Genomic DNA, 21218 nt, shown 5'->3' with positions numbered 1-21218 from the left:
CGGGACGAACGATGATCTACAGCATGACGGGCTATGCGAGCGCGACGCGCGATCTCGCGACGGCCTCCGGCAATGGCGGCACGAGCGTATCGGTTGAACTGCGGACCGTGAATTCGCGGTTCCTCGACCTGAATTTCCGGATGCCGGACGACGTGCGCGCGTGCGAACCGGCGCTGCGCGAGATGCTGATGAACAAGCTGTCGCGCGGCAAGGTCGACGTGCGCATCAACCTGCAGCGCGGCGATCAGAACGTGAACGCGGGCGCGCTGAACCGTGCGGCGCTCGGCCAGCTCGCGGAGCTCGAGCGCGCGGTGCTCGACGCGTTTCCGGGCGTGGGCCGCCTGCGCGCGGGCGAGATCCTGCGCTGGCCGGGCGTGCTCGCCGAGAGCGGCGTGTCGGCCGACGCGCTGCGCGAAGCGGTGCTCGCGTGCGGCAAGGAGGCGGTCGGCGAGCTTGTCGTCGTGCGCTCGCGCGAGGGCGCGCAGCTCGCGACGATGTTGCTCGCGAACGTCGCCGAGATGGAGGCCATCGTCGCGCGCATCGCGCCGCTCGTGCCGGAGCTGATCGCGAAGCATCAGCAGAAGATCGTCGAGCGGCTGCAGGAAGCGCTCGGCGTCGCGGCGCCGGAGGGCGGCGCGCCCGTCGTGTCGCGCGAGGAGGCGGCCGAGCGCATCCGCCAGGAAGTGACGATGTACGGCATCCGCATCGACATCGCGGAAGAATTGTCGCGCCTCACCGCGCATCTGAACGAGACGCGCCACGTGATCGAGAAGGGCGGCCGCGTCGGCAAGCGTCTCGACTTCATGATGCAGGAGCTGAACCGCGAGGCGAATACGCTCGGCTCGAAGGCGGCGGCGAAGGAGCTCGCCGACGCGTCGATGGCGCTCAAGCTGTTGATCGAGCAGATGCGCGAGCAAGTGCAAAACCTGGAGTAACGCAACATGACCGATTCGAACCACGACGGCGCGGTGGCGCATTCGCTGCACGCCGGCGTCTATCCCGGCAATCTCTTCATGGTCGTCGCGCCGTCGGGCGCGGGCAAGTCGACGCTCGTCAACGCGCTGCTGTCAAAGGATCCGGACATCTGTCTGTCGATTTCGTACACGACGCGCAAGCCGCGTCCGGGCGAGCAGGACGGCCAGCACTACCACTTCACGACGGTCGAGGACTTCCGCGAGCGTCACGCGCGCCACGAGTTTCTCGAGAGCGCCGAAGTGCACGGCAACTACTACGGCACGTCGCGCGTGTGGATCGAAGAGCAGATGAAGAACGGCCACGACGTGCTGCTCGAAATCGACTGGCAGGGCGCTCAGCAGGTGAAGAAGCAGTTCCACAACGCGGTGGGCATCTTCATCCTGCCGCCGTCGCTCGCGGCGCTCGAGGAGCGGCTGAAAAAGCGCGGACAGGACGAGCCGAACGTGATCACGCGGCGCCTGCTCGCCGCGGGCAGCGAGATCGCGCACGCGGCGGAAGCGGAGTACGTCGTCATCAACGAGACCTTCGCGCGCGCGCTCGCCGAGCTCGAGTGCATCGTCGCCGCGACGCGCCTGCGCTTCACGTCGCAATATGCACGGCATGCCGAACTATTCGTCGAGCTCGGCATTCATCTGCCGCATGCGGAGTGACGGCGGCGAACAAGGCACATAAGGTAGAATAAGCAACATATTCAGAAGGAATGACCCAACATGGCTCGCATTACCGTTGAAGACTGCCTGAAGCAGATTCCGAACCGCTTCGAACTGGCGCTCGCCGCCACCTATCGCGCGCGGCAGCTCGCGCAAGGCCATACGCCGAAGATCGAAAGCCGCGACAAGCCGACGGTCGTCGCGCTGCGCGAGATCGCGGCCGGCCAGGTCGGCGTGGAAATGCTGAAGAAAGTGCCCGTTTAAGGCGCACCCGGTTTCTTCAGCCATGTAGTCCCCCGCGCAACCGACGAGCGAACCAAGGAGGCGAAAATGAGCACTACACCATCGTCCGCCTCCTCGGAGGCCGGGCACGCCGAAGCCACCGCTGCGTCGCACGCGCGTCAATATATCGACGCGGTCCTCGAACAGTCGTTTCGCCATCTGTTCGGGCCGACCGCGACACCCGAGCAGCCCCGCAAGCACGGCGTCGTTTCCATCGCGAAACTGACCGCCGCGCTTGCCGATTACCTCAGCCCCGAGGAAATCAAAGAGGTCAAGGCGGCGTTCCACTTCAGCGACGAAGCCCACCTCGGCCAGTATCGCCAGAGCGGCGAACCCTACATCACCCATCCCGTCGCCGTCGCGGAAATCTGCGCCGGCTGGAAGCTCGACGCGCAGGCGATCATGGCGGCGCTCCTGCACGACGTGATGGAAGACCAGGGCGTGACGAAGAGCGAGCTCGCCGAGCGCTTCGGCCCGAAGGTCGCCGAGCTCGTCGACGGCTTGTCGAAACTCGACAAGATGGAATTCCGCAGCCGCGAGGAAGCGCAGGCGGAGAACTTCCGCAAGATGCTGCTCGCGATGGCGCGCGATGTGCGCGTGATCCTCGTGAAGCTCGCCGACCGCCTGCACAACATGCGCACGCTCGGCGCGGTGCCGATGGAGAAGCGCCGCCGCGTCGCGCGCGAGACGCTCGACATCTATGCGCCGATCGCGCACCGCCTTGGCCTGAACAATACGTATCGCGAGCTGCAGGACATGAGCTTCGCGAACTTCAATCCGCATCGCTACGCGACGCTCGAAAAGGCCGTGAAGGCCGCGCGCGGCAATCGCCGCGAAGTGATCGGCAAGATCCTCGAGTCGGTGCAGCGCGCGATGGCGGACGCGAAGATCGATGCCGAAATCACCGGTCGCGAGAAGACGATCTACAGCATCTACAAGAAGATGCGCGACAAGCAATTGTCGTTCTCGCAGGTGCTCGACGTGTACGGCTTCCGGATCGTCGTCGAACATCCGCTCGACTGCTACACGTGCATCGGCGTGCTGCACGCGCTTTACAAGCCCGTGCCCGGCAAGTTCAAGGACTACATCGCGATTCCGAAGGTCAACGGCTATCAGTCGCTGCACACGACGCTCGTTGGCCCGTTCGGCGCGCCGATCGAGTTCCAGGTGCGCACGCGCAAGATGCACGAGATCGCGGAAGCGGGCGTCGCCGCGCACTGGCTGTACAAGAACGGCGGCGCGGATCTGAACGACGTGCAAAAGCGCGCGCACCAGTGGCTCAAGTCGCTCCTCGACATCCAGAGCGAGGCGGGCGATTCGAGCGAATTCCTCGAGCACGTGAAGATCGACCTGTTCCCGGATGCGGTCTACGTGTTCACGCCGAAGTCGAAGATCATGGCGCTGCCGCGCGGTGCGACCGCGCTCGACTTCGCGTATTCGATCCACAGCGATCTCGGCAATCAGTGCGTTGCCGTGAAGATCAACAACGAGTTGCTGCCGCTGCGCACCGAGCTGAAGAGCGGCGACATCGTCGAGGTGATTACCGCGCCGTACTCGAAGCCGAACCCCGCGTGGCTCGGCTTCGTGCGCACCGGCAAGGCGCGCTCGGCGATCCGGCATTACCTGAAGACGATGCGCCTGAACGAATCGGTGCAGTTGGGCGAGCGGCTCGTCGATCAGAGCCTGAAGGGCTATGGGCTCGCGCTCGCCGACGTCGCGCCCGAGGTATGGGAAAAGCTCGTGCAGTGGACGGGCAACAAGAGCCGTCAGGAGATCTTTGCGGACATCGGCCTCGGCCGCCGCGTGGCCGCCGTGATGGCGAAACGGATCGAGGTGCTGACGAGCGGGCGCGATGCGGACGACGATCTGCCGCGCGCCGAGCGTCATGCGGCGAACCATGCGCCGCCCGTCGTCATCACCGGCACGGAAGGCATGTCGGTGCAACTGTCCGCGTGCTGCCGGCCGATTCCGGGCGACGACATCATGGGCTACATCGGCATCGGGCTCGGAATGGCGATCCACACGACCGCCTGCCGCGTCGCGCAGCGCATCCACCGGCGCGATCCGGGCCGCTGGATCGACGTCGCATGGGCGCCGCAGCCGGGCCGCCTGTTCGACGTCGCGGTGAAGGCGCTCGTGAGCAACACGAAGGGCATCTTCGCGCGCGTCGCGGCCGACATCACGTCGGCCGACGCGAACATCGTCCACATCGCGATGGACGAGGATCTGACGCACGAATCGACGGTGCTGCGCTTCGTGATCCAGGTGAGCGATCGCGTGCACCTCGCGAACGTGATGCGCCGCGTGCGCACGAATCCGGACGTGATGCGGATCATGCGTGAGCGCTCGAGCGACGATGTCGTGCATGCGCGCCACGATGGCGGGATGCGGATCGATCGCGAGCGGCAGGACTACTAGTGCGTGGGCGGCGCCCGGCGGTGGGGCGCATGCGCCGCGCTTGCCTCGGCGTGATGCCGGCGGGGCAGCGGGGTGCGTTTGTCCGAGAATGGGCAAAAACAAAGGGCCTTCCCGGAGGAAGGCCCTTCATAAATGGCGCGGCTGGCAGGATTCGAACCCACGACCCCTTGGTTCGTAGCCAAGTACTCTATCCAACTGAGCTACAGCCGCACGCAAAGCGGTACAACTTCAACTGAAAGGGCCTTCTCGGGAGAAGGCCTCGAAAAAGTGGCGCGGCTGGCAGGATTCGAACCCACGACCCCTTGGTTCGTAGCCAAGTACTCTATCCAACTGAGCTACAGCCGCACGCAGAAGTGAGATTATAGCAAACAAATTTGAAAAGGAAAGCCTTTCGTGATGATTTATCGGATGAGGCCGTTCGTGTAACCTTGCAGCATCCGATAGTCGTTGAAATTGCATCATGAACAAGGCGTTTGTGAAGGAGTCGGACGGAGACGACGACGACCTCGAACACGCGCAGGCGGCGATTCCGCCTGGCGCGAAGAACTACATCACGCCGGCGGGCCACAAGCGTCTGCGCGACGAGTTGCTGCACCTGATCGACGAAGAGCGTCCGGAGGTGGTGAAGCTCGTGTCGTGGGCGGCGTCGAACGGCGATCGCTCCGAGAACGGCGACTACATCTACGGCAAGCGGCGTCTGCGCGAAATCGATCGCCGCATCCGCTTTCTGACGAAGCGCCTCGATCTTGCCGAAGTCGTCGACGCGAGCCGCCAGGAGAACGCGGATCAGGTGTTTTTCGGCGCGACCGTCGATTACGCGACGCAGGACGGCACCGAGCACACGGTGACGATCGTCGGCGTCGACGAGGTCGATCTCGATCGCGGGCACGTGAGCTGGATCTCGCCCGTCGCGCGTGCGCTGCTGAAGGCGCGCGTCGGCGACACGGTCACGCTGTTGACTCCCGTCGGTCCTGAGCCGATCGACGTGCTCGACGTCCGCTACCCGTCGCCGGGTGCAGCGTGAGCGCCGCCGTGGGGCGCGCTTTGATTTCGTCGCGCATCGCAAGGGCGAGAATTCGCTCGGCGCGCGTGCCTGGATAAGCTTGCGAAGGCGCGAACGATCGTCGCGACGGCAGCACGCAAGACGCGCGGCGCAATAACGCGCGCGCGACCGGCTGGATACGATCGGATATAAAAAAAGCGCCCCGGGCGGGGCGCTTTGGATCGGTGCCGAAGAACCGATTAGAAGCGGTGGCGCAGGCCGGCCGTGACGGCGATCTGCTTTTCGCTCGACGACATGCCGCCGACACCGTTGATGTAGGCGCCGAGGCCCGTGCCGTCGCTGTTGACCTTCTGATACACGCCTTGCAGGTACACGTCCGTGCGCTTCGACAGCGCGTAGGCCGTTTGCAGGTTGAACTGGTTCCAGCCCGGGTGATGGTTCTCGATGAAGCCGGCGGTGTACGTGTACGAACCCGCTACCGTCCATGCCGGCGTGATCGCGTAGCGCCCGTTCACTTCGTAGTTGTTGAAGCGCATGAACGTGCCGTCGAGCGCGATGCCGCTCGAGATGCCCGATGCGCCCGCGCTGATCGCCGTCGCGCGGTTGACGCGCGATTGCGTGAACACGAAGCCGGCCGTCGCCGGGCCGTACGTGTAGTTCAGGCCGCCGCCGAACACGCGCTGGCGCTTGCCGACGAACGTGTTGTCGAGCGCGACCGCGCCGGCCGCGTTGGAGACCGTCGGGCCGAATTCGTTGTTCAACTGCAAGTAGCCGGCGCCGACGTTGAAGCCGGCGTAGCTGTACGATACGCCCGCGCTATATGCGCGGTTGTTCGTGAACTGATTGTTGTTCGAGAAGCCGTACAACGCGCCGAACTTCAGGCCGGCCCAGTTCACGCTCGTGTACTTGACCGCGTTGTTGATCCGGAACGAATTGTTCAGGTTGTCGTTGTCGAACGGGTGGGCGAACTGCGTGCCGCCGAACTGCGTGCCCGTCAGCGACAGCGGCCCGATGTAGTCGACAACGCTATCGTATTGGCGGCCGAGCGTCAGCGCGCCGTATTGCTCGTGCGACAGTCCGACGAACGCCTGACGGCCGAACTCGCGGCCGTTCTGCTTCAGCGTGCCGTTATTGATGCCGAAGCCGTTTTCCAACACAAAAATCGCCTTCAGGCCGCCGCCGAGATCTTCGGCGCCGCGCAGGCCCCAGCGGCTGCCGTTGACCGAGCCGGTGGACTGCGACCAAGCGCTGTGGCCGCCTTGGTTGTTCGTGTAGGTGATGCCGGCGTCGATCAGGCCGTACAGCGTCACGCTGCTTTGCGCGTGAGCGGCCGTCGCGAAAACGCCAGAGAGAGCGGCAACGATGAGGGTCTTTTTCATTGGGTTTATCTCCGTCCGAAACAGGGTGGATGACGATATCTGACCTGTCCTTCGATGTACCCGGCCGCTGCTGCGAGAAACGGAGCCGGGGTATGTCTCGGGCGTGTACCGACGCCCGTCATCACAAGCTATCCGCAGTGTAAAAGAGCGTTGCCGAAAGTCGATGAATTCAGTTTAAGAAATAATATATTTGCGTTTTAGAAATAATTGGGGTTGCGACGGAAACCCTTGTGGAGCAAGGCTTTGGCCCGAATCGAGGGAATATTTTTCCGTTTCCGAACCTGCCGTAGCGTTGCGTGACAGCGACAATCTGTTGGGGGAGGCGGCCGAGCTGCGTGCGTGGGAATGGGATTATTGACGCTTCGGCAATAGAGGTTTGTGGGGAGTATGACTAATGAAAGGGAGTCAACTCGTTATACTGCAACTTCTGCTTACCTAAGCAGACTTTTTCGTTGACGGAAAAGATCTCCAAACCTTTGTCAGCGCGACTTTCCGGTCGCGCTTTTTTTTGCCTGCCTATTGTTCATACCAGCGCGTGCGTCGCTTGGGCGGCGACGTGTCCGCCTGTTTGTCTCGCTCGGGCATGGCGGGTTGCGCCCAATCTTCCATCACGTAATGACGCGCATCGAGCGGCGAGGCGAGCAGGTTCTGCCAATGATCGCCGTGCCAAGTGGAATCGAATTCGCTGGCGAACATGTCGGATGCCGCCGGTGCGCGACCTGCCGCATTGCTGCGGCGCACAATACCGAGCCGGTGTGCGAAACGTTTGATGCCGTTCAGCATGACAGTCTCCAGCGCCTTTCTGGGCGAGGACCAGCATTGCAAAGCTTGTTGCGCACCGCAACCCGGACAAATACTGAGCCGTGGTCGATTCGCTTGATTGCGGTAGATTTTTCTTTTGCGGATTTAATTGATCGTTTTCCCCGGTAATAATGACAGGTGTTGTTGCGGTTAATTAATTTCTTGGCCCTAGTGTACCGATTCCAGTTGTATTCGTATCAAATCGCATAAGCGGTCATCAAAAATTTTCTTGACTGGATTGGATTTTCCAATTTATAAAAGCAACACCAAGCTTGCGGTGCTTCCAGCAGATCGTATGAGGGGTGGAGGAAGCGTCGGAGCTTTGTGTGACGGTATAAGGGCGTAGCCCGTGTGTTATTTTTATTTAGTGGGGAACTAGGAATATGGATACCGGTATCGTGAAATGGTTTAACGATGCTAAGGGCTTCGGCTTTATTACGTCGGACAATGGCGGCGAGGATTTGTTTGCCCATTTCTCCGAAATCAAGATGGAGGGGTTCAAGACCCTTAAAGAGAATCAGCGTGTGTCGTTCGAAGTGAAAACCGGCCCGAAGGGCAAGCAAGCCGCGAATATTCAGGCGCTTTGAACGCCTGAAACGCGCCGAGGGCCGTGCAAACCCCCGCTTCGGCGGGGGTTTTGGTTTTCCAGGCGGGTAGAATAAGGACTGCCAGTGCCGGGAGCCGCTCTCCCGGCTCCGTCCGACACAATACGAAGCGCCGTCCGCCCATCCATGTCCGCCTCGCCGCTGCTTCATCCCGCGATCGACACGCCGCTCGCGTTCGTCGACCTCGAAACCACCGGCGGCTCGGCCGCCGAGCATCGCATCACCGAAATCGGCGTCGTCGTCGTGAATGCGAACCACGTGTCGACGTGGACGACGCTCGTCGATCCGCGGCAGCCGATTCCACCGTTCATCCAGCAACTCACGGGCATCACCGACGCGATGGTGCGCGGAGCGCCGACGTTCGCCGACATCGCGTCCGCGTTGTTCGAGCGGCTCGACGGCAAACTCTTCGTCGCGCACAACGCGAGCTTCGACCGCGGCTTCCTGCGCGCGGAGTTCGAGCGCGCGGGCGTCGCGTTCAATCCCGACGTGCTTTGCACGGTGCGGCTGTCGCGCGCGCTTTTTCCGCGTGAGTCGCGCCACGGGCTCGACGCGCTGATCGAGCGGCACGCGCTCGCGCCGTCGGCGCGCCACCGGGCGCTTGCCGACGCCGATCTCATCTGGCAGTTCTGGCAAAAATTGCACGACGCGATACCCGCCGAGCGGCTGCGCGAGCAGATCGCGCGCACGACGCGCCGGTTCAGGCTCGCCGGGGAGTTGACGGAAGCGTATCTGGAAAGCGCGCCCGCCGGCTGCGGCGTCTACGCGCTGTTCGGCGACGACGATGCGCCGCTCTATGTCGGTCGCAGCGTTCGGGTCCGCCAGCGGTTGCGCGCGCTGTTGACGGGCGAGCGACGCTCGGCGAAGGAAATGCGGCTCGCTCAACTGGTTCGGCGCGTCGAATGGCGCGAGACGGGCGGCGAGCTCGGCGCGCTGCTGGCCGAGGCGGACTGGATCGCGTCGCTCGCGCCGTCGTTCAACCGGCGGCCGGACCGGAGCGCCGCGGGCGAGGCGCACTGGCCGTTCGATGGGCCGGTCGCGTTCGAGGAGCGCGGCGAGTCGAGCGTCTTCCATGTGGTCGACCGTTGGCGCTACGTCGGCGCGGCATCGTCGCTCGAGCAGGCGGCGGCGCTCGCGGCCGATGCGCGCGCGGCGGGCGAGGGCGTGTCGGACGCCGCGCCGGCGGTGCGCCGCATTCTGCAGACGCATCTCGCGCGCGGGCTCGAGCTGATTCCGCTCGCGGGCGCCGCGCCTGCCGCAGCCTAGCCGACGGCGCTGGCGCTGCCCGCCGTGCAGACGTGCGACAGTGCGGTGCCGAGCGCGTCCTTCTGACCGGAGTCGTAGCGCGTCAAGGTCTCCCAGTTCGCGATGCTGCGTGCGAGGCGCGACGGACAATCCGGCGCATCGCGCAGCGGCGCGACGCGCGCGAGCGCGGCGATCAGCGATTGCGTGAGCCGGTCGAGCTGCGGCCGCGTGCTCGTCGCCAGATCGGGCGCCGGGCCTTCGGGGCCGTGCGTTGCGCGCCATGTCGCGAAGAGCGTGTTCTGCACCTGCTTGCTCGCCGCGATCTGGTCGTCGAAGAACGCGCGGGCGTACGCGGGATCGACGCCGTTCGCCGTCGCGCGCTTCTCGACGTCGGCCAGGAGCGCCGCTTCGCGTGGCGGGTCCGAGATCGGCTTCCTGTTGATCCATTTCCAGTGAGCGACGGGTTCGGCAAGCGCAAGGCGCTGCGACGCGAGCGCGACGAGGTTCGTGAGCGCGGTGTCGTCACCGTCGGCGGCGGCGATGCGGGGCGCGCTCAGCACGGCGCAGCCGAGCAAGGCGGCGGCCAGGCTTGCGCGAAGCGACTGTTTCATGGCGAAAAATGACAATGCCGGCGTGCGGGAACCGGGCGATGGAAAAAACAGAAGAATAAGCGAAGACGTTGCGCAGCGACGTGGCGCAAGCGGGAGATCAGCGGACGCAACAACCTCGACCCGGCTCACGATGGCGGGCCGGATTCCGTGCGGCTTGCCGGGACGGCGAAGTGGTGGGGCACACGAAAGCGTTCGCGGACACGCGACGATTCACCGGCCCGCACGTGCCGCCAGCGGATGCACGGTCATTTCGGTGAGCACAGCTTGCGCTGCTCGTCGAAGAACGCGCGCACGTGCTCGGGCAACTCGGCGAGAAACTCGACGGCCACGGGCTCAGGGTCCGGGCTCATCACTTTCTCGGGAGGCGGAATGCGGGTGGGCCTTTCGTCCATGATTTCTCTCCTTGGTGAGACGATTATCGAACGCGAGCTTTGCTTTATGCCAGTGTTCAATCGTTAGATTTTGTCTCTGTTGCTTAAACAGCACATGCGTTTGCGTTGATGTGCAGCAACGCGTGATCCCGCACGGATGCGCCTCCTTCGAAGCGCGATCGCGAACCGCCTTGTTATACTGCGCGCCTCTTTTCCCCAAACTGCGATGAAACGTTCGACGCGATGGTTGAGCCTCGTCTGGCTGGCGCTGGTACTCAATGTACTGTCGCCCGTCATCGGCTATGCGCGCGCCGCCGCGAACGCGCACGACGTGCCGTTCGCGCTCGAATTGTGCAGCGCAGCGGGCGCGCAGCGCGTCGTCATCGGCAGCGGCGGGGCGACGCGCCAGGACGACGGTTCGCTCGCGCACGCCGCGCATTGCGTCTACTGTCCCGGCTTCGCCGCGAATGTCGCGCTCGGCTCGAGCGCGCCCGTGTTGCCCCGCTTCGTCCGCGCGTTCGTGTATGCAAACCGCGCCGAGCGGCCCGCCGTCTTCTTTCGCCGCGGCGTGCGCATCGCGCAGCCGCGCGCTCCGCCTGAAACCGTCCCGGTCTGATTTCCGCAGCCCGCTCGCGCATCGCCACGCGTGAGCGTCGTCGTGCGCGCGACGTCCGGCGTCGTGCCCGTTCTTCCTTGAAGACAGGCGCGGCGCGCGTTCGCCCGCGCGGCGATCCGCCGACCACGTTTCAGGATTCGCTTTTCCATGTCCCATGAACTTGCCGCGCATGTCGCGCGCAGGCGGCTCGCGGCCGCGTGCGCTGCGGCGTTCGCCTGGCCCGCCGCCCACGCCGCCACGACGGGCGCCGCCGTCCCTGCCGATTCAACGTCCGCCGCCGCCGAGCCGGCCGCATCCGGAAAGACCCTGGATGTCGTCAGGATCACCGCGCCGCGCCCCGCATTCGCGCCCGGCACGCCCGGCGTCGTCGAGACGCTCACGCGCGAGCAGATCGATTCGCACGTCAACGTGACGACCGAAGACGCGCTCAAGTACGCGCCGAACCTGATGGTGCGCCGGCGCTATATCGGCGATCGCAACTCCGTGTTCGCCGGCCGCGACTTCAACGAGTTGCAGAGCGCGCGCGGACTCGTCTACGCGGACGGCATCCTGCTGTCCAATCTGCTCGGCTCCAGCTATTCGTATCCGCCGCGCTGGTCGTTGATCCAGCCCGACGACGTCGCGCGCGTCGACGTGCTGTACGGCCCGTTCTCCGCGCTCTACCCGGGCAACGCGATCGGCTCGACCGTGCAGATCACGACGCGCAAGCCGGATCGGCTCGAGGCGTCGGTGTCGACGCAGTTCTTCACGCAGCGCTATCACGATGGCTATGGTTTTGCCGACAGCTTCGGCGGCAATCACCAGACCGCGCGCATCGCCGACCGCGTCGGGCGCTTCTGGTACGCGCTGTCGCTCGACCGGCTCGAAAACGATAGCCAGCCGATGCAATACGCGAGCCCGAACGGCGCGTTCGATCCGAGGCTCGGCGCGAGCGTGCCGGTGACGGGCGCCGTTTCCGACATCGGCCCGAACGGGCGGCCGCGGACAATCGTCGGCGCGCAGACGATCGAGCGCACCGAGCAGCTCAACGAAACGCTGCGCTTCGGCTATGCGTTCACCGACCACGTCGACGCGACGGTCACGCTCGGCCATTGGGAGAACCACTACCGGCAGCACGGCGACACGCTGCTGCGCGACGCGGCGGGTAATCCGGTGTACGGCGGCAACGTGTCGTTCGGCGGGCGCAATTACACGGTGTCGCCCACCGCGTTCGCGCCGCAGAACGGCGATCAGGAGAACTGGCTGTACGGCCTCGGGCTCGACGCGCGTCTCGCGTCCGGCTGGAAACTGTCGGCGACCGCGTCCGCATACGAGGTGTCGCGCGACGTGCTGCGCAGCGCGTCGAGCGCGCCGCCCGGCGCATGGGACGGCGGGCCTGGAACGGTGTTCCGCGGCGACGGCACCGGCTGGCGCACCGTCGACTTGCGCGCGGAGTCGCCCGACGCGCGTGGGCACCGCTTTTCGTTCGGCTATCACTTCGACGCTTATTTCCTGCGCAACGCGACCTACAACACGGCGGATTGGCAAAACGCCGTGCCGACGACGCTCGCGAACCGCTATCGCGGCAACACGCGCACGCAGGCGCTGTATGCGCAGGACGCGTGGCGTTTCGCGCCCGGCTGGCTCGCGACGCTCGGCCTGCGCTACGAGCGGTGGGACGCGTATGGAGGCGAGCTCGGCAACGCGAGCGCGACGCTCGGCTATGCGGACCGCGGCGCGACCGCGTTCTCGCCGAAGCTCTCGCTCGAATGGCAGCCGGCGGATGCGTGGCGCTTGAGGTTGTCGTTCGCGACGGGCACGCGTTTTCCGACCGTCGCCGAGCTGTTCCAGGGCACGATCTCGAACAACGCGATCGTCAACAACAACCCGAACCTGCAGCCGGAAAAGGCGATCGACTGGGACTTCACGGCCGAGCGCGACGTGGGCTTCGGCGTCGTGCGCGCGAGCGTGTTCCAGAGCGATCTGCGCCAATCGATCTACAGCCAGACGACGCTCGCGGGCGCTTCGACGTACACGAACATCTCGAATGTCGACCGCGTGCGGGTGCGCGGCGTCGAGCTCGCGTTCTCGGGGCAGGACGTCGCAATCAGGGGACTCGACGTCGACGCGAACGTGTCCGCGACGAATGCGCAGACGCTCGCCGACGCGGCGAACCCGAACTACGTCGGCGCGCGCTGGCCGAGGATTCCGCGGATGCGCGCGAACCTGCTCGCGTCGTACCGCTTCGACGAGCACTGGATGACGAGCGTCGGCGTTCGCTATTCGGGGCGGCAGTACAACGCGCTCGACAACAGCGACGTGAATCCGAACGTGTACGGCGGCACCAGCTCGTATGCGGTCGTCGACCTGAAGGCGCGCTACCGGTTCGATCGGCACTGGCTCGCGTCGTTCGGCATCGACAACGTGACCGATCGCCGCTACTACGTGTTCCATCCTTATCCGGGCCGCACTTTTTATGGAGAGTTGAAATGGTCGCTATGAAGCATCGATCGGCGGGCGTCGCGCTCGTCGTGCTTGTTGCGTTCGCGCGCGGTGCGCTCGCGCACGACGCGCAGCCGGCCGCGGGCGCATCGTCCGCGCATGCTGCGCACATGGAGATGGACGCTGCGCCGGCCGGCGCGGCGCAGAAGGCGCCGCTCGCGACGGGAGCCGCATTCGATGCGCGTCATCGGCTGTGGGTCGCGTGGGTCGAAGGGCAGCATGTCGTCGTCGCGCATTCGGACGACGCCGGGCGCACGCTGAGCGCGCCCGCGACGGTCAACGCGCTGCCCGAACCGGTCTACACGAGCGCCGAGAACCGGCCGAAGATCGCCGCGAGCCCGGACGGGCGCGCGATCTACGTCACGTGGTCGATGCCGCTCGATGCGCCTTACACCGGGATGGTGCGCTTCTCGCGCTCGCTCGACGGCGGCGCGACGTGGTCGGTGCCCGTCACCGTGCATCGCGACCGGCAGGCGATCACACATCGTTTCGACATGCTGACGATCGATCCGCAAGGCCGCATCTTCGTCGCGTGGATCGACAAGCGGGATCTCGTCGCGGCGCACCGGGCGGGGCGTTCGTACGACGGCGCGGCGATCTACTACGCGGTGTCGACCGACGGCGGCGCGACGTTCGAGCCGGAACGCAAGGTGAGCGACCACACGTGCGAATGCTGCCGGATCGCGATGGCGATCGATGCCGACGGCCGCGTGCAGGCCGCGTGGCGCAACGTGTTCCCAGGCCAGATCCGCGATCATGCGGTGGCGGTGCTGCCCGCGTCGGCGGACCGCGCGGTCGAGCCCGTGCGCGCCACATTCTCGAACTGGCATGTCGAGGCGTGCCCGGATCACGGGCCTGCGCTCGCGATCACGACGGATGGCGTGCGGCATCTCGCATGGTTCGGCGTCGTCGACGGCAAGGCAGACGTGTTCTATTCGCGACTCGATGCGAGCGGCGCGCCGCTCGGCACGCCGCTCGCGTTCGGCGACGATCCGGCGGCGCCGAACGAACAGGCGTCGCATGCGGCACTCGTCGCGCAGCGCGACACGCTATGGCTCGCGTGGAAGGCGTTCGACGGCGACACGATGCGCATCAGGCTGCGCCGGTCGGACGACGGCGGCATGCACTGGAGCGCGCCGCGCACGCTCGCGTACACGTCGGGCGCGAGCGACAACCCGCAACTGCTGGCCGACCGCGGACGCATCTATCTGTCATGGCGCACGCGCAACGACGGCTATCGATTGATCGACGTGGAGGCGCAGCAATGAAACGAATGGTTTTCGCACTCGCTGCGTTCGCGATTGTCGCGTCGGGCGTCGCGGGAGAAGTGCCGGCGCCGCAGCCGCTGCGCGCGTCGGAGGTCGCATCGCTCTATGCGAGCGGAAGCGGGGCGCCGCTCGTCGTCGAAGTGTGGTCGCTCGACTGCGGCTACTGCCGCGAGAACGCCGTGCATCTCGTCGAATGGCAGCGGCGGCATCCGCAGGTGCGCATCGCACTCGTCGCGCTCGACTCGCTCGACGAGCACGCGCAGGCGCTCGCCGGCGCGCTCGCGCAGATGCAACTGCCCGCAACGGTCAGGCAATACGCGAACGCGGAGCCGATGCCGGAACGATTGCGCGCGGCGCTCGATCCGGCGTGGCGTGGCGAACTGCCGCGCACGCTGTGGATCGGCGCGGACGGCACGCGGCGCGCGAAGAGCGGCTTGCTCACGCCGGCCGTGCTCGATGCTTGGCTGCAACATCGGGATTCCTGACGATCGGTGGGGAGGCGAAGGTCGTCGGCGCGAGTAAGCGATCCGGAATGCAGAAGAACGCGGCGCGCGGCCGCGAGAAAGGCGGGGGGAAGGCGAGAAAGCGCCCGGCGGCCATGCGGCGCGCCGGGCAACGTCGTTATACGTCAGGCTCGCTTGAATAGCCGGATCACGAACAGCAGGATGACTGCGCCGATGACGGCGACGATCACCGAGCTGATGAAGCCGCCGCCGATGTGAATGCCGAGAATGCCGGCGAGCCAGCCACCGATGACGGCGCCGACGATGCCGACGATGATGTCCACGAGCAGCCCGAAGCCGCCGCCCTTCACGAGCAGGCCGGCGAGCCAGCCGGCGATTGCGCCGATGATGAGCCACATAATCAAGCCATGAGCCATGGTGGTCCTCTCCTTTGTTAGTTCCCACGAATGAGCCGACGTCGGGCGCTGCCTGTGACGTGACGCGGATCGCACGCCGATCCCGGAGCGTCGCACACGCAATTTACTGCAATAGGCGGGTCAGGATCGTTAAGTAATGTTACGCATCCCGTCCGGATTGACCAAATATTTTTTGCCGGACGAATGCCGATGCGCGCATTGAAATAAAAGCGTAAGAAAACGTGTGCCCGATTGGCTTGCGATGACGCGCTGCGTTGCGAGCGGCGCGTGCGGCGGCGCAGCGAATGGTTTTGACGGTAGCCGACGGTGGGCATGCGCACAGTGCGGTACGGCACCGTTCAGGCGGACGAATGAACGCGCAAGTGCGCTTGAGTCGAAACATGTCGAAGGCGTGGCGATCGATTGCGATCGCGCTGGCATCGCGCCAACGACGTCGAGCCACGTGACGGTGCTGCTTTATTCGGGACCGTTATCGGCGATTGGTTCGGACTGCTGTCCGGTATCGCTTGGAGCGCGACGACGGTTGTCGTGAGGAGAACGCGGCTGTCGATCCTGCCGCTGCTCGCGACCGTGACATGCGGATGACGCGCGGCTTCGGCGAGGCTGTCGCCGCGCGCGGACGCTTCGAATGTGCGCAACGCCGACAGAGGCGGAAGCTTCGACGTGTCTTGCGGATCGGGCCGCATGGGCGGGCTTGATCGGATCGATAAATGAAAAGGGCTGCGATGCTTTCGCATCGCAGCCCTTGAATCTGTTGGTGCCGGAGATAGGAGTCGAACCTACGACCTTCGCATTACGAATGCGCTGCTCTACCAACTGAGCTACACCGGCAACAAAGAAATGAAATTATAGGGAGCTACTGGAGGCTTGGCAAGAGGGTTGGCGAAAAAAATTCGATGTTTTTTGCCGCGCGGATAACGGCCCGATTCGTCGATATTTCGCGCAACCGATTCGCGCCGGTTCGCCGTCATTCGACGAGTGCACATCGAACGGAGCGCGCCGGATGCGGCAGGGCGGTGCCGGCGGCGGCGCCCCGGCGCCCGCGGTCGTGCGTCAAGACTGCGCTTCCTGGTGATAGCGCGCGACGCGCTCGACTTCGTTCTTCGAGCCGAGAATCACCGGCACGCGCTGGTGCAGGCCCGTCGGCTGCACGTCGAGGATCCGCTGCAGGCCCGTCGTCGCCGCGCCGCCCGCCTGCTCGACGATGAACGACATCGGATTCGCCTCGTACATCAGCCGCAGCTTGCCCGGACGATCCGGCGTGCGCTTGTCGGCGGGGTACATGAAGACGCCGCCGCGGTTCAGGATCCGGTGCACGTCGGCGACCATCGACGCGATCCAGCGCATGTTGAAGTTCTCGCCGCGCGGGCCTTCGACGCCTGCGTTCAGCTCGTCGACGTAGCGCTTCACCGGGTCGTACCAGTGGCGCGCGTTCGACGCGTTGATCGCATATTCGCGCGTGTCCTCCGGAATCCGCAGGTTGCTCTGCGTGAGCACCCACGAGCCGACTTCGCGGTCGAGCGTGAAGCAGTTCACGCCGTTGCCCGTCGTCAGCACGAATACGGTCTGCGGGCCGTACACCGCGTAGCCTGCCGCGACCTGCTCGGTGCCCGGCTGCAGGAACGACTGCTCGGTCGCCAACTGGCCGTCCGGGCAGCGCAGCACCGAGAAGATCGTGCCGATCGACACGTTCACGTCGATGTTCGACGAGCCGTCGAGCGGATCGAACACGAGCAGGTATTCGCCGCGCGGGTAATTTTCCGGGATCGGGAAGAACGTCTCCATTTCCTCCGACGCCATCGCGGCGAGATTGCCGCCCCATTCGTTCGCGTCGAGCAGGATCTCGTTCGACAGGATGTCGAGCTTCTTCTGCACCTCGCCCTGGACGTTCTCGCTGCCGGCCGTGCCGAGCGCATCGCCCAGCGCGCCCTTGCTCACGTTGTAGCTGATCGCCTTGCACGCGCGCGCGACCACTTCGATCAACAGGCGCAGGTCGGCGGGGAGGTTGTGGGTCTCACGCTGCTGCTCGATCAGATACTTGGACAGCGTGGTGCGTCGGGTAATGGACATGGGGAACTCCGAGAGGCTGAAGAATGCGTTGGATGTTGGGATAGGAATAGGCTCGATTTTACCCGTCGCGACCCGTGGCAGACGGTTTTTCGGCGAAAACGGGCCGCAAGCGGCGGGCGGCGCGCCGCCTACAGCAGCTCGATCTCGGGCAGCGACGCCGCGCTCGTCTCGCGCATCGTCGCGACGAAGTCGGCCGCGTACGCGCGCGTCGAGAACGCGGGCAGCGTCGCCGCGTAGAGCTCGCCCGACAGCGTCGAGCCGTCGGCGCGCAGCACCGGGCGCGCGCTCACGTAACGCTTGTCGAGGTAGGTCGCGACCGCCCACAGCGGCAGTGCCGCGACGCCGCGCCGGCTCGCGACGAGCTGCAGGATCGCGATCGTCAGCTCCGACGTGCGCCGCTTCGGCTCGATGCCGGCGGGCTTCAGCACCTGCCGGACGATGTCGAGCATCTCGTCGGGCACCGGGTACGTGATGAGCGTTTCGTCGCCGAAGTCGGCGGCCGCCAGCGACGGTTTTTGCGCGAGCGCGTGGTCGTTGCCGACGAGCCCGACGATCTGGAAGCGAAAGAGCGGGTGATAGTCGACCGCTTCGTCGGCGTCGGCCTCGGCGACGATCGCGAGATCCGCGCGGTCCTGGTGCAGAAGGCCGATCGGGTCCGCGTGAAAGCCCGACACGATGTCGAGCTCGACTTCCGGCCAGCGCTGCCGGAACGCGTCCATCGCGGGCATCAGCCAGTCGAAGCAGGTATGGCATTCGACCGCGATCCGCAGCGCGCCGCCCGTGCCGAGCGCGAGGCGCGCGATGTCGCGCTCGGCTTCCTCGATCGCGGGCACGACCTGCTCGGCGAGCGCGAGCAGCCGCTTGCCGGCCGCGGTGAACGTGAGCGGCGCGGACTTGCGCACGAAGAGCGGCAGCCCGAAGTGCGTCTCGAGCGCCTTCAACTGATGCGACAGCGCCGACTGCGTGAGGCACAGCACCTGCGCGGCGCGCGACAGGTTGCCGGTATCGCGCAGCGCGACGAGCGTCTGCAGATGCCGGAATTCGAGCGGGGAGCGGATCATCGCAGTGCGCGTCGCAGGGTTTGAAGTTGAAAAATATTCATGTTGTTCGGCAAAAACTTTCGTTTGAGTAATGATAGGGCAAATCCGATACTGCTGGTCACTTCTGGAGGATCGAGATGAGCACCGCACATATCCTGGGTTTTCCGCGCATCGGCGCGCAACGGGAACTGAAGTTCGCCCTCGAACGCTACTGGCGCGACGGTGCGTCGGCCGACGCCGAGCGCGCGCTCGTCGACACCGGCCGCGCGCTGCGCGCCGCGCACTGGCGCACGCAGCGCGACGCCGGGCTCGACTGCGTGACGGTTGGCGATTTCGCGTGGTACGACCACGTGCTGACGACGCTCGCGCATGTCGGCGGCCTGCCGCCGCGCTTCGGCTTCGACGCGCGCGCGCTCACGCTCGCCGATCACTTCGCGGCCGCCCGCGGCAACGCCGCTCAGCCGGCGATGGAAATGACGAAGTGGTTCGATACGAACTACCACTACCTGGTGCCCGAGTATTCGCCCGCGACGACGTTCGGGCCGGGCGTCGAGTGGCTCTTCGACGAGGTGCGCGAAGCGCGCGCGCTCGGCCACCGCGCGAAGGCGGCGCTCGTCGGCCCGCTCACGCTGCTCTGGCTCGGCAAGGCGCGCGACGGGCTCGCCGAGCGTCTCGATCTGCTGCCGCGCCTCGTGCCCGCGTATCGCGCGCTGCTCGCACGGCTGAAGGAAGAGGGCGTCGACTGGGTGCAGATCGACGAGCCGATCTTCGCGCTCGATCTGCCCGCCGCGTGGCGCGACGCGGCGCAGCCCGCGTACGAAGCGCTCGCGCCCGGCGCGCCGAAGCTGCTGGTCGCGACGTACTTCGACGACGCGAGCGAGCACGCGGCGCGGCTGAAGGCGCTGCCCGTCGCGGGCCTGCACATCGACCTCGTGCGCGGCGACGCGCAGCTCGACGCATTCGTCGCGGATTATCCGGCCGACAAGGTGCTGTCGTGCGGCATCGTCGACGGCCGCAACGTGTGGCGCAACGACCTCGACCGCTCGCTCGCGCGGCTCGCGCCGGTGCGCGACGCGCTCGGCGAGCGGCTGTGGGTCGCGACGAGCTGCTCGCTGCTGCACGCGCCCGTCGATCTCGCGCACGAGCCGAAGCTCGACGACGAGCTGAAGGCGTGGCTCGCGTTCGCGGCGCAGAAGACGCGCGAGGTCGCGGCGCTGCGCGACGCGCTCGTGAAGGGGCGCGCGGCGGTCGCGGCGGAGTTCGACGCCGCTGCTGCGGCGGCGGCCGCGCGCCGCACGTCGGCGCGCATCCACAATCCGCTCGTCAAGCGCCGCGTCGCGGCGCTGACCGACGCCGACGCGCGCCGCGCGAGCGCGTATCCGGCGCGCGCGGCCGCGCAGCGCGCGCGCTTCGACTTGCCGCCGCTGCCGACGACGACGATCGGCTCGTTCCCGCAGACGCCGGAGATCCGCCGCGCGCGCGCCGCGTTCAAGCAGGGCGTGCTCGATCACCTTGGCTATCTGGAGGCGATGCGCGAGCAGGTGCGCATCGCGATCGACAAGCAGCTCGCGTACGGCCTCGACGTGCTCGTGCACGGCGAGGCGGAGCGCAACGACATGGTCGAATACTTCGGCGAGCTGCTGTGGGGCTTCGCGATCACGAGCAACGGCTGGGTACAGAGCTATGGTTCGCGCTGCGTGAAGCCGCCCCTCGTCTATGGCGACGTCTATCTGCCGGAGCCGATGACGGTGGGCTGGGCGTCGTATGCGCAGAGCCTGACGACGAAGCCGGTGAAGGGGATGCTGACGGGGCCCGTGACGATGCTGCAATGGTCGTTCGTGCGCGACGACCAGCCGCGCGCGACGACGGCGCTGCAGATCGCGCTCGCGCTGCGGCAGGAGACGCTCGATCTCGAGAAGGCCGGCATCGGGATGATCCAGATCGACGAGCCGGCGCTGCGCGAGGGATTGCCGCTGAAGGCGCGCGATCGCGCCGCGTATCTGGAGTGGGCGGTGCGCGCGTTCAGGATCGCGGCGTCGGGCGTCGCGGACGCGACGCAGATCCACACGCACATGTGCTATTCGGAGTTCGGCGACATCCTGCCGTCGATCGCGGCGCTCGACGCGGACGTGATCTCGATCGAGACGACCCGCTCGAACATGGAGCTGCTCGACGCGTTCGAGACGTTCGAGTATCCGAACGAGATCGGGCCGGGCGTCTACGACATCCATTCGCCGCGCGTGCCGCACTCGGACGAGATCGAGCGGCTCATCCTGCTCGCGCTCGAGCGGATTCCGGCGCAGCGCCTGTGGGTGAATCCGGACTGCGGGCTGAAGACGCGCGAGTGGGGGCAGGTCGACGCGGCGCTCACAGCGATGGTCGACGCGGCGAAGCGCGTGCGGCAGACGGTCGAGCAGACGGCGCTGGCCTGACGCGATTCGGCTGGGTTCGATCGAATACGGTCCGATAAGAAAGCCGGCATCGCATGGCGCGATGCCGGCTCGTTCGTCCGCGGCCGCCGGG

The 21218-nt window shown here is 66.0% G+C and carries 19 protein-coding genes and 3 tRNA genes; 12 read left to right on the top strand and 10 right to left on the bottom strand.

From position 1 onward, the window contains the following. The first annotated feature begins 11 nt into the window (after positions 1–11). The 4 genes from WS92_RS24135 to WS92_RS24120 all read left to right on the top strand — a co-directional run bounded on the left by WS92_RS24135 (position 12) and on the right by WS92_RS24120 (position 4325). A complete protein-coding gene (locus WS92_RS24135) occupies positions 12–935 on the top strand; it encodes a YicC/YloC family endoribonuclease (RefSeq protein ID WP_006025618.1) in 924 nt (307 codons plus the stop codon). A 6-nt stretch (positions 936–941) separates the two neighbouring features. After that, entirely contained in the window at positions 942–1625 is a 684-nt protein-coding gene (gmk, locus tag WS92_RS24130; RefSeq protein ID WP_059934083.1) for a guanylate kinase, read from the top strand. Positions 1626–1685: 60 nt separating this feature from the next. After that, entirely contained in the window at positions 1686–1889 is a 204-nt protein-coding gene (gene rpoZ / locus WS92_RS24125) for a DNA-directed RNA polymerase subunit omega (RefSeq protein ID WP_006025620.1), read from the top strand. Positions 1890–1955: 66 nt separating this feature from the next. Further along, the gene (locus WS92_RS24120) at positions 1956–4325 is read left to right on the top strand and encodes a RelA/SpoT family protein (RefSeq protein ID WP_006025621.1); all 2370 of its coding nucleotides are present in this window, start codon (positions 1956–1958) and stop codon (positions 4323–4325) included. A gap of 133 nt (positions 4326–4458) precedes the next feature. Here the strand turns inward: WS92_RS24120 and WS92_RS24115 are convergent. Next, positions 4459–4535: transfer RNA gene (locus WS92_RS24115), tRNA-Arg, on the bottom strand. A gap of 58 nt (positions 4536–4593) precedes the next feature. Then, positions 4594–4670 (bottom strand) — tRNA-Arg (locus tag WS92_RS24110). Positions 4671–4785: 115 nt separating this feature from the next. On the opposite strand from WS92_RS24110, the gene greB reads away from it, so the two are divergent. Continuing rightward, a complete protein-coding gene (gene greB / locus WS92_RS24105; RefSeq protein ID WP_015600480.1) occupies positions 4786–5349 on the top strand; it encodes a transcription elongation factor GreB in 564 nt (187 codons plus the stop codon). Positions 5350–5567: 218 nt separating this feature from the next. Here the strand turns inward: greB and WS92_RS24100 are convergent, their stop codons facing one another. After that, positions 5568–6707, bottom strand: a complete 1140-nt coding sequence (locus WS92_RS24100) for a porin (protein ID WP_006025623.1) — start codon at positions 6705–6707, stop codon at positions 5568–5570. 516 nt (positions 6708–7223) lie between these two features. Further along, positions 7224–7490 (bottom strand): hypothetical protein, encoded by a 267-nt coding sequence (locus tag WS92_RS24095; protein WP_059934081.1) that lies wholly within the window; start codon positions 7488–7490, stop codon positions 7224–7226. A gap of 401 nt (positions 7491–7891) precedes the next feature. Between WS92_RS24095 and WS92_RS24090 the strand changes: the two genes are divergently transcribed. Together WS92_RS24090 and WS92_RS24085 are read left to right on the top strand one after the other, a co-directional pair. After that, the gene (locus WS92_RS24090; RefSeq protein WP_009913299.1) at positions 7892–8095 is read left to right on the top strand and encodes a cold-shock protein; all 204 of its coding nucleotides are present in this window, start codon (positions 7892–7894) and stop codon (positions 8093–8095) included. A gap of 144 nt (positions 8096–8239) precedes the next feature. Beyond that, entirely contained in the window at positions 8240–9379 is a 1140-nt protein-coding gene (locus WS92_RS24085) for an exonuclease domain-containing protein (RefSeq protein WP_059934079.1), read from the top strand. On the opposite strand, the gene WS92_RS24080 is transcribed toward WS92_RS24085, so the two are convergent. Beyond that, positions 9376–9969, bottom strand: coding sequence for a chorismate mutase (locus tag WS92_RS24080; protein WP_059934077.1), 594 nt, complete (start codon positions 9967–9969; stop codon positions 9376–9378). The genes WS92_RS24085 and WS92_RS24080 overlap by 4 nt on opposite strands. A gap of 245 nt (positions 9970–10214) precedes the next feature. Further along, complete coding sequence (locus WS92_RS35960) at positions 10215–10361, bottom strand: hypothetical protein (protein WP_006025628.1); 147 nt, start codon at positions 10359–10361, stop codon at positions 10215–10217. A gap of 205 nt (positions 10362–10566) precedes the next feature. Here WS92_RS35960 and WS92_RS24075 point away from each other — a divergent pair, with 205 nt between their 5' ends. The 4 genes from WS92_RS24075 to WS92_RS24060 all read left to right on the top strand — a co-directional run bounded on the left by WS92_RS24075 (position 10567) and on the right by WS92_RS24060 (position 15190). Continuing rightward, a complete protein-coding gene (locus tag WS92_RS24075; protein ID WP_015600174.1) occupies positions 10567–10956 on the top strand; it encodes a DUF2946 domain-containing protein in 390 nt (129 codons plus the stop codon). Positions 10957–11103: 147 nt separating this feature from the next. After that, positions 11104–13437: a TonB-dependent receptor gene (locus WS92_RS24070; protein ID WP_059934075.1), complete on the top strand. Its 2334-nt coding sequence runs from the start codon at positions 11104–11106 to the stop codon at positions 13435–13437. Next, positions 13425–14705: a sialidase family protein gene (locus tag WS92_RS24065; RefSeq protein ID WP_059934072.1), complete on the top strand. Its 1281-nt coding sequence runs from the start codon at positions 13425–13427 to the stop codon at positions 14703–14705. Before WS92_RS24070 ends, WS92_RS24065 begins: the two co-directional genes overlap by 13 nt. After that, positions 14702–15190 (top strand): TlpA family protein disulfide reductase, encoded by a 489-nt coding sequence (locus WS92_RS24060; RefSeq protein ID WP_006025632.1) that lies wholly within the window; start codon positions 14702–14704, stop codon positions 15188–15190. The genes WS92_RS24065 and WS92_RS24060 overlap by 4 nt, the downstream gene beginning before the upstream one ends. 143 nt (positions 15191–15333) lie before the next feature. Here WS92_RS24060 and WS92_RS24055 read toward each other — a convergent pair whose 3' ends face one another. From WS92_RS24055 to WS92_RS24040, 4 genes are all read right to left on the bottom strand, one after another. Then, positions 15334–15585: a GlsB/YeaQ/YmgE family stress response membrane protein gene (locus WS92_RS24055; protein ID WP_004197795.1), complete on the bottom strand. Its 252-nt coding sequence runs from the start codon at positions 15583–15585 to the stop codon at positions 15334–15336. Between the two features lie 755 nt (positions 15586–16340). Next, a tRNA-Thr gene (locus WS92_RS24050) sits at positions 16341–16416 on the bottom strand. A 222-nt stretch (positions 16417–16638) separates the two neighbouring features. Next, positions 16639–17655: a class 1 fructose-bisphosphatase gene (locus WS92_RS24045; protein ID WP_015600187.1), complete on the bottom strand. Its 1017-nt coding sequence runs from the start codon at positions 17653–17655 to the stop codon at positions 16639–16641. A 128-nt stretch (positions 17656–17783) separates the two neighbouring features. After that, complete coding sequence (locus WS92_RS24040) at positions 17784–18716, bottom strand: LysR family transcriptional regulator (protein WP_006025636.1); 933 nt, start codon at positions 18714–18716, stop codon at positions 17784–17786. A gap of 116 nt (positions 18717–18832) precedes the next feature. Between WS92_RS24040 and metE the strand changes: the two genes are divergently transcribed. Further along, positions 18833–21127 (top strand): 5-methyltetrahydropteroyltriglutamate--homocysteine S-methyltransferase, encoded by a 2295-nt coding sequence (gene metE, locus WS92_RS24035; protein WP_006025637.1) that lies wholly within the window; start codon positions 18833–18835, stop codon positions 21125–21127. The last annotated feature ends 91 nt before the right edge of the window (positions 21128–21218 follow it).

It is taken from the genome of Burkholderia sp. MSMB1588 (genome assembly GCF_001546925.1).
Classification (GTDB): Bacteria; Pseudomonadota; Gammaproteobacteria; order Burkholderiales; family Burkholderiaceae; genus Burkholderia; species Burkholderia humptydooensis.
Note: the sequence above shows the minus strand (reverse complement) of the source record. Positions and strands in the feature narration are given on the sequence as shown.

Coding starts and splice junctions, on each gene's coding strand:
- WS92_RS24135 (WP_006025618.1), top strand. CDS start 12: ATGATCTACAGCATGACGGGCTATGCGAGCGCGACGCGCGATCTCGCG.
- gmk (WP_059934083.1), top strand. CDS start 942: ATGACCGATTCGAACCACGACGGCGCGGTGGCGCATTCGCTGCACGCC.
- rpoZ (WP_006025620.1), top strand. CDS start 1,686: ATGGCTCGCATTACCGTTGAAGACTGCCTGAAGCAGATTCCGAACCGC.
- WS92_RS24120 (WP_006025621.1), top strand. CDS start 1,956: ATGAGCACTACACCATCGTCCGCCTCCTCGGAGGCCGGGCACGCCGAA.
- greB (WP_015600480.1), top strand. CDS start 4,786: ATGAACAAGGCGTTTGTGAAGGAGTCGGACGGAGACGACGACGACCTC.
- WS92_RS24100 (WP_006025623.1), bottom strand. CDS start 6,707: ATGAAAAAGACCCTCATCGTTGCCGCTCTCTCTGGCGTTTTCGCGACG.
- WS92_RS24095 (WP_059934081.1), bottom strand. CDS start 7,490: ATGCTGAACGGCATCAAACGTTTCGCACACCGGCTCGGTATTGTGCGC.
- WS92_RS24090 (WP_009913299.1), top strand. CDS start 7,892: ATGGATACCGGTATCGTGAAATGGTTTAACGATGCTAAGGGCTTCGGC.
- WS92_RS24085 (WP_059934079.1), top strand. CDS start 8,240: ATGTCCGCCTCGCCGCTGCTTCATCCCGCGATCGACACGCCGCTCGCG.
- WS92_RS24080 (WP_059934077.1), bottom strand. CDS start 9,969: ATGAAACAGTCGCTTCGCGCAAGCCTGGCCGCCGCCTTGCTCGGCTGC.
- WS92_RS35960 (WP_006025628.1), bottom strand. CDS start 10,361: ATGGACGAAAGGCCCACCCGCATTCCGCCTCCCGAGAAAGTGATGAGC.
- WS92_RS24075 (WP_015600174.1), top strand. CDS start 10,567: ATGAAACGTTCGACGCGATGGTTGAGCCTCGTCTGGCTGGCGCTGGTA.
- WS92_RS24070 (WP_059934075.1), top strand. CDS start 11,104: ATGTCCCATGAACTTGCCGCGCATGTCGCGCGCAGGCGGCTCGCGGCC.
- WS92_RS24065 (WP_059934072.1), top strand. CDS start 13,425: ATGGTCGCTATGAAGCATCGATCGGCGGGCGTCGCGCTCGTCGTGCTT.
- WS92_RS24060 (WP_006025632.1), top strand. CDS start 14,702: ATGAAACGAATGGTTTTCGCACTCGCTGCGTTCGCGATTGTCGCGTCG.
- WS92_RS24055 (WP_004197795.1), bottom strand. CDS start 15,585: ATGGCTCATGGCTTGATTATGTGGCTCATCATCGGCGCAATCGCCGGC.
- WS92_RS24045 (WP_015600187.1), bottom strand. CDS start 17,655: ATGTCCATTACCCGACGCACCACGCTGTCCAAGTATCTGATCGAGCAG.
- WS92_RS24040 (WP_006025636.1), bottom strand. CDS start 18,716: ATGATCCGCTCCCCGCTCGAATTCCGGCATCTGCAGACGCTCGTCGCG.
- metE (WP_006025637.1), top strand. CDS start 18,833: ATGAGCACCGCACATATCCTGGGTTTTCCGCGCATCGGCGCGCAACGG.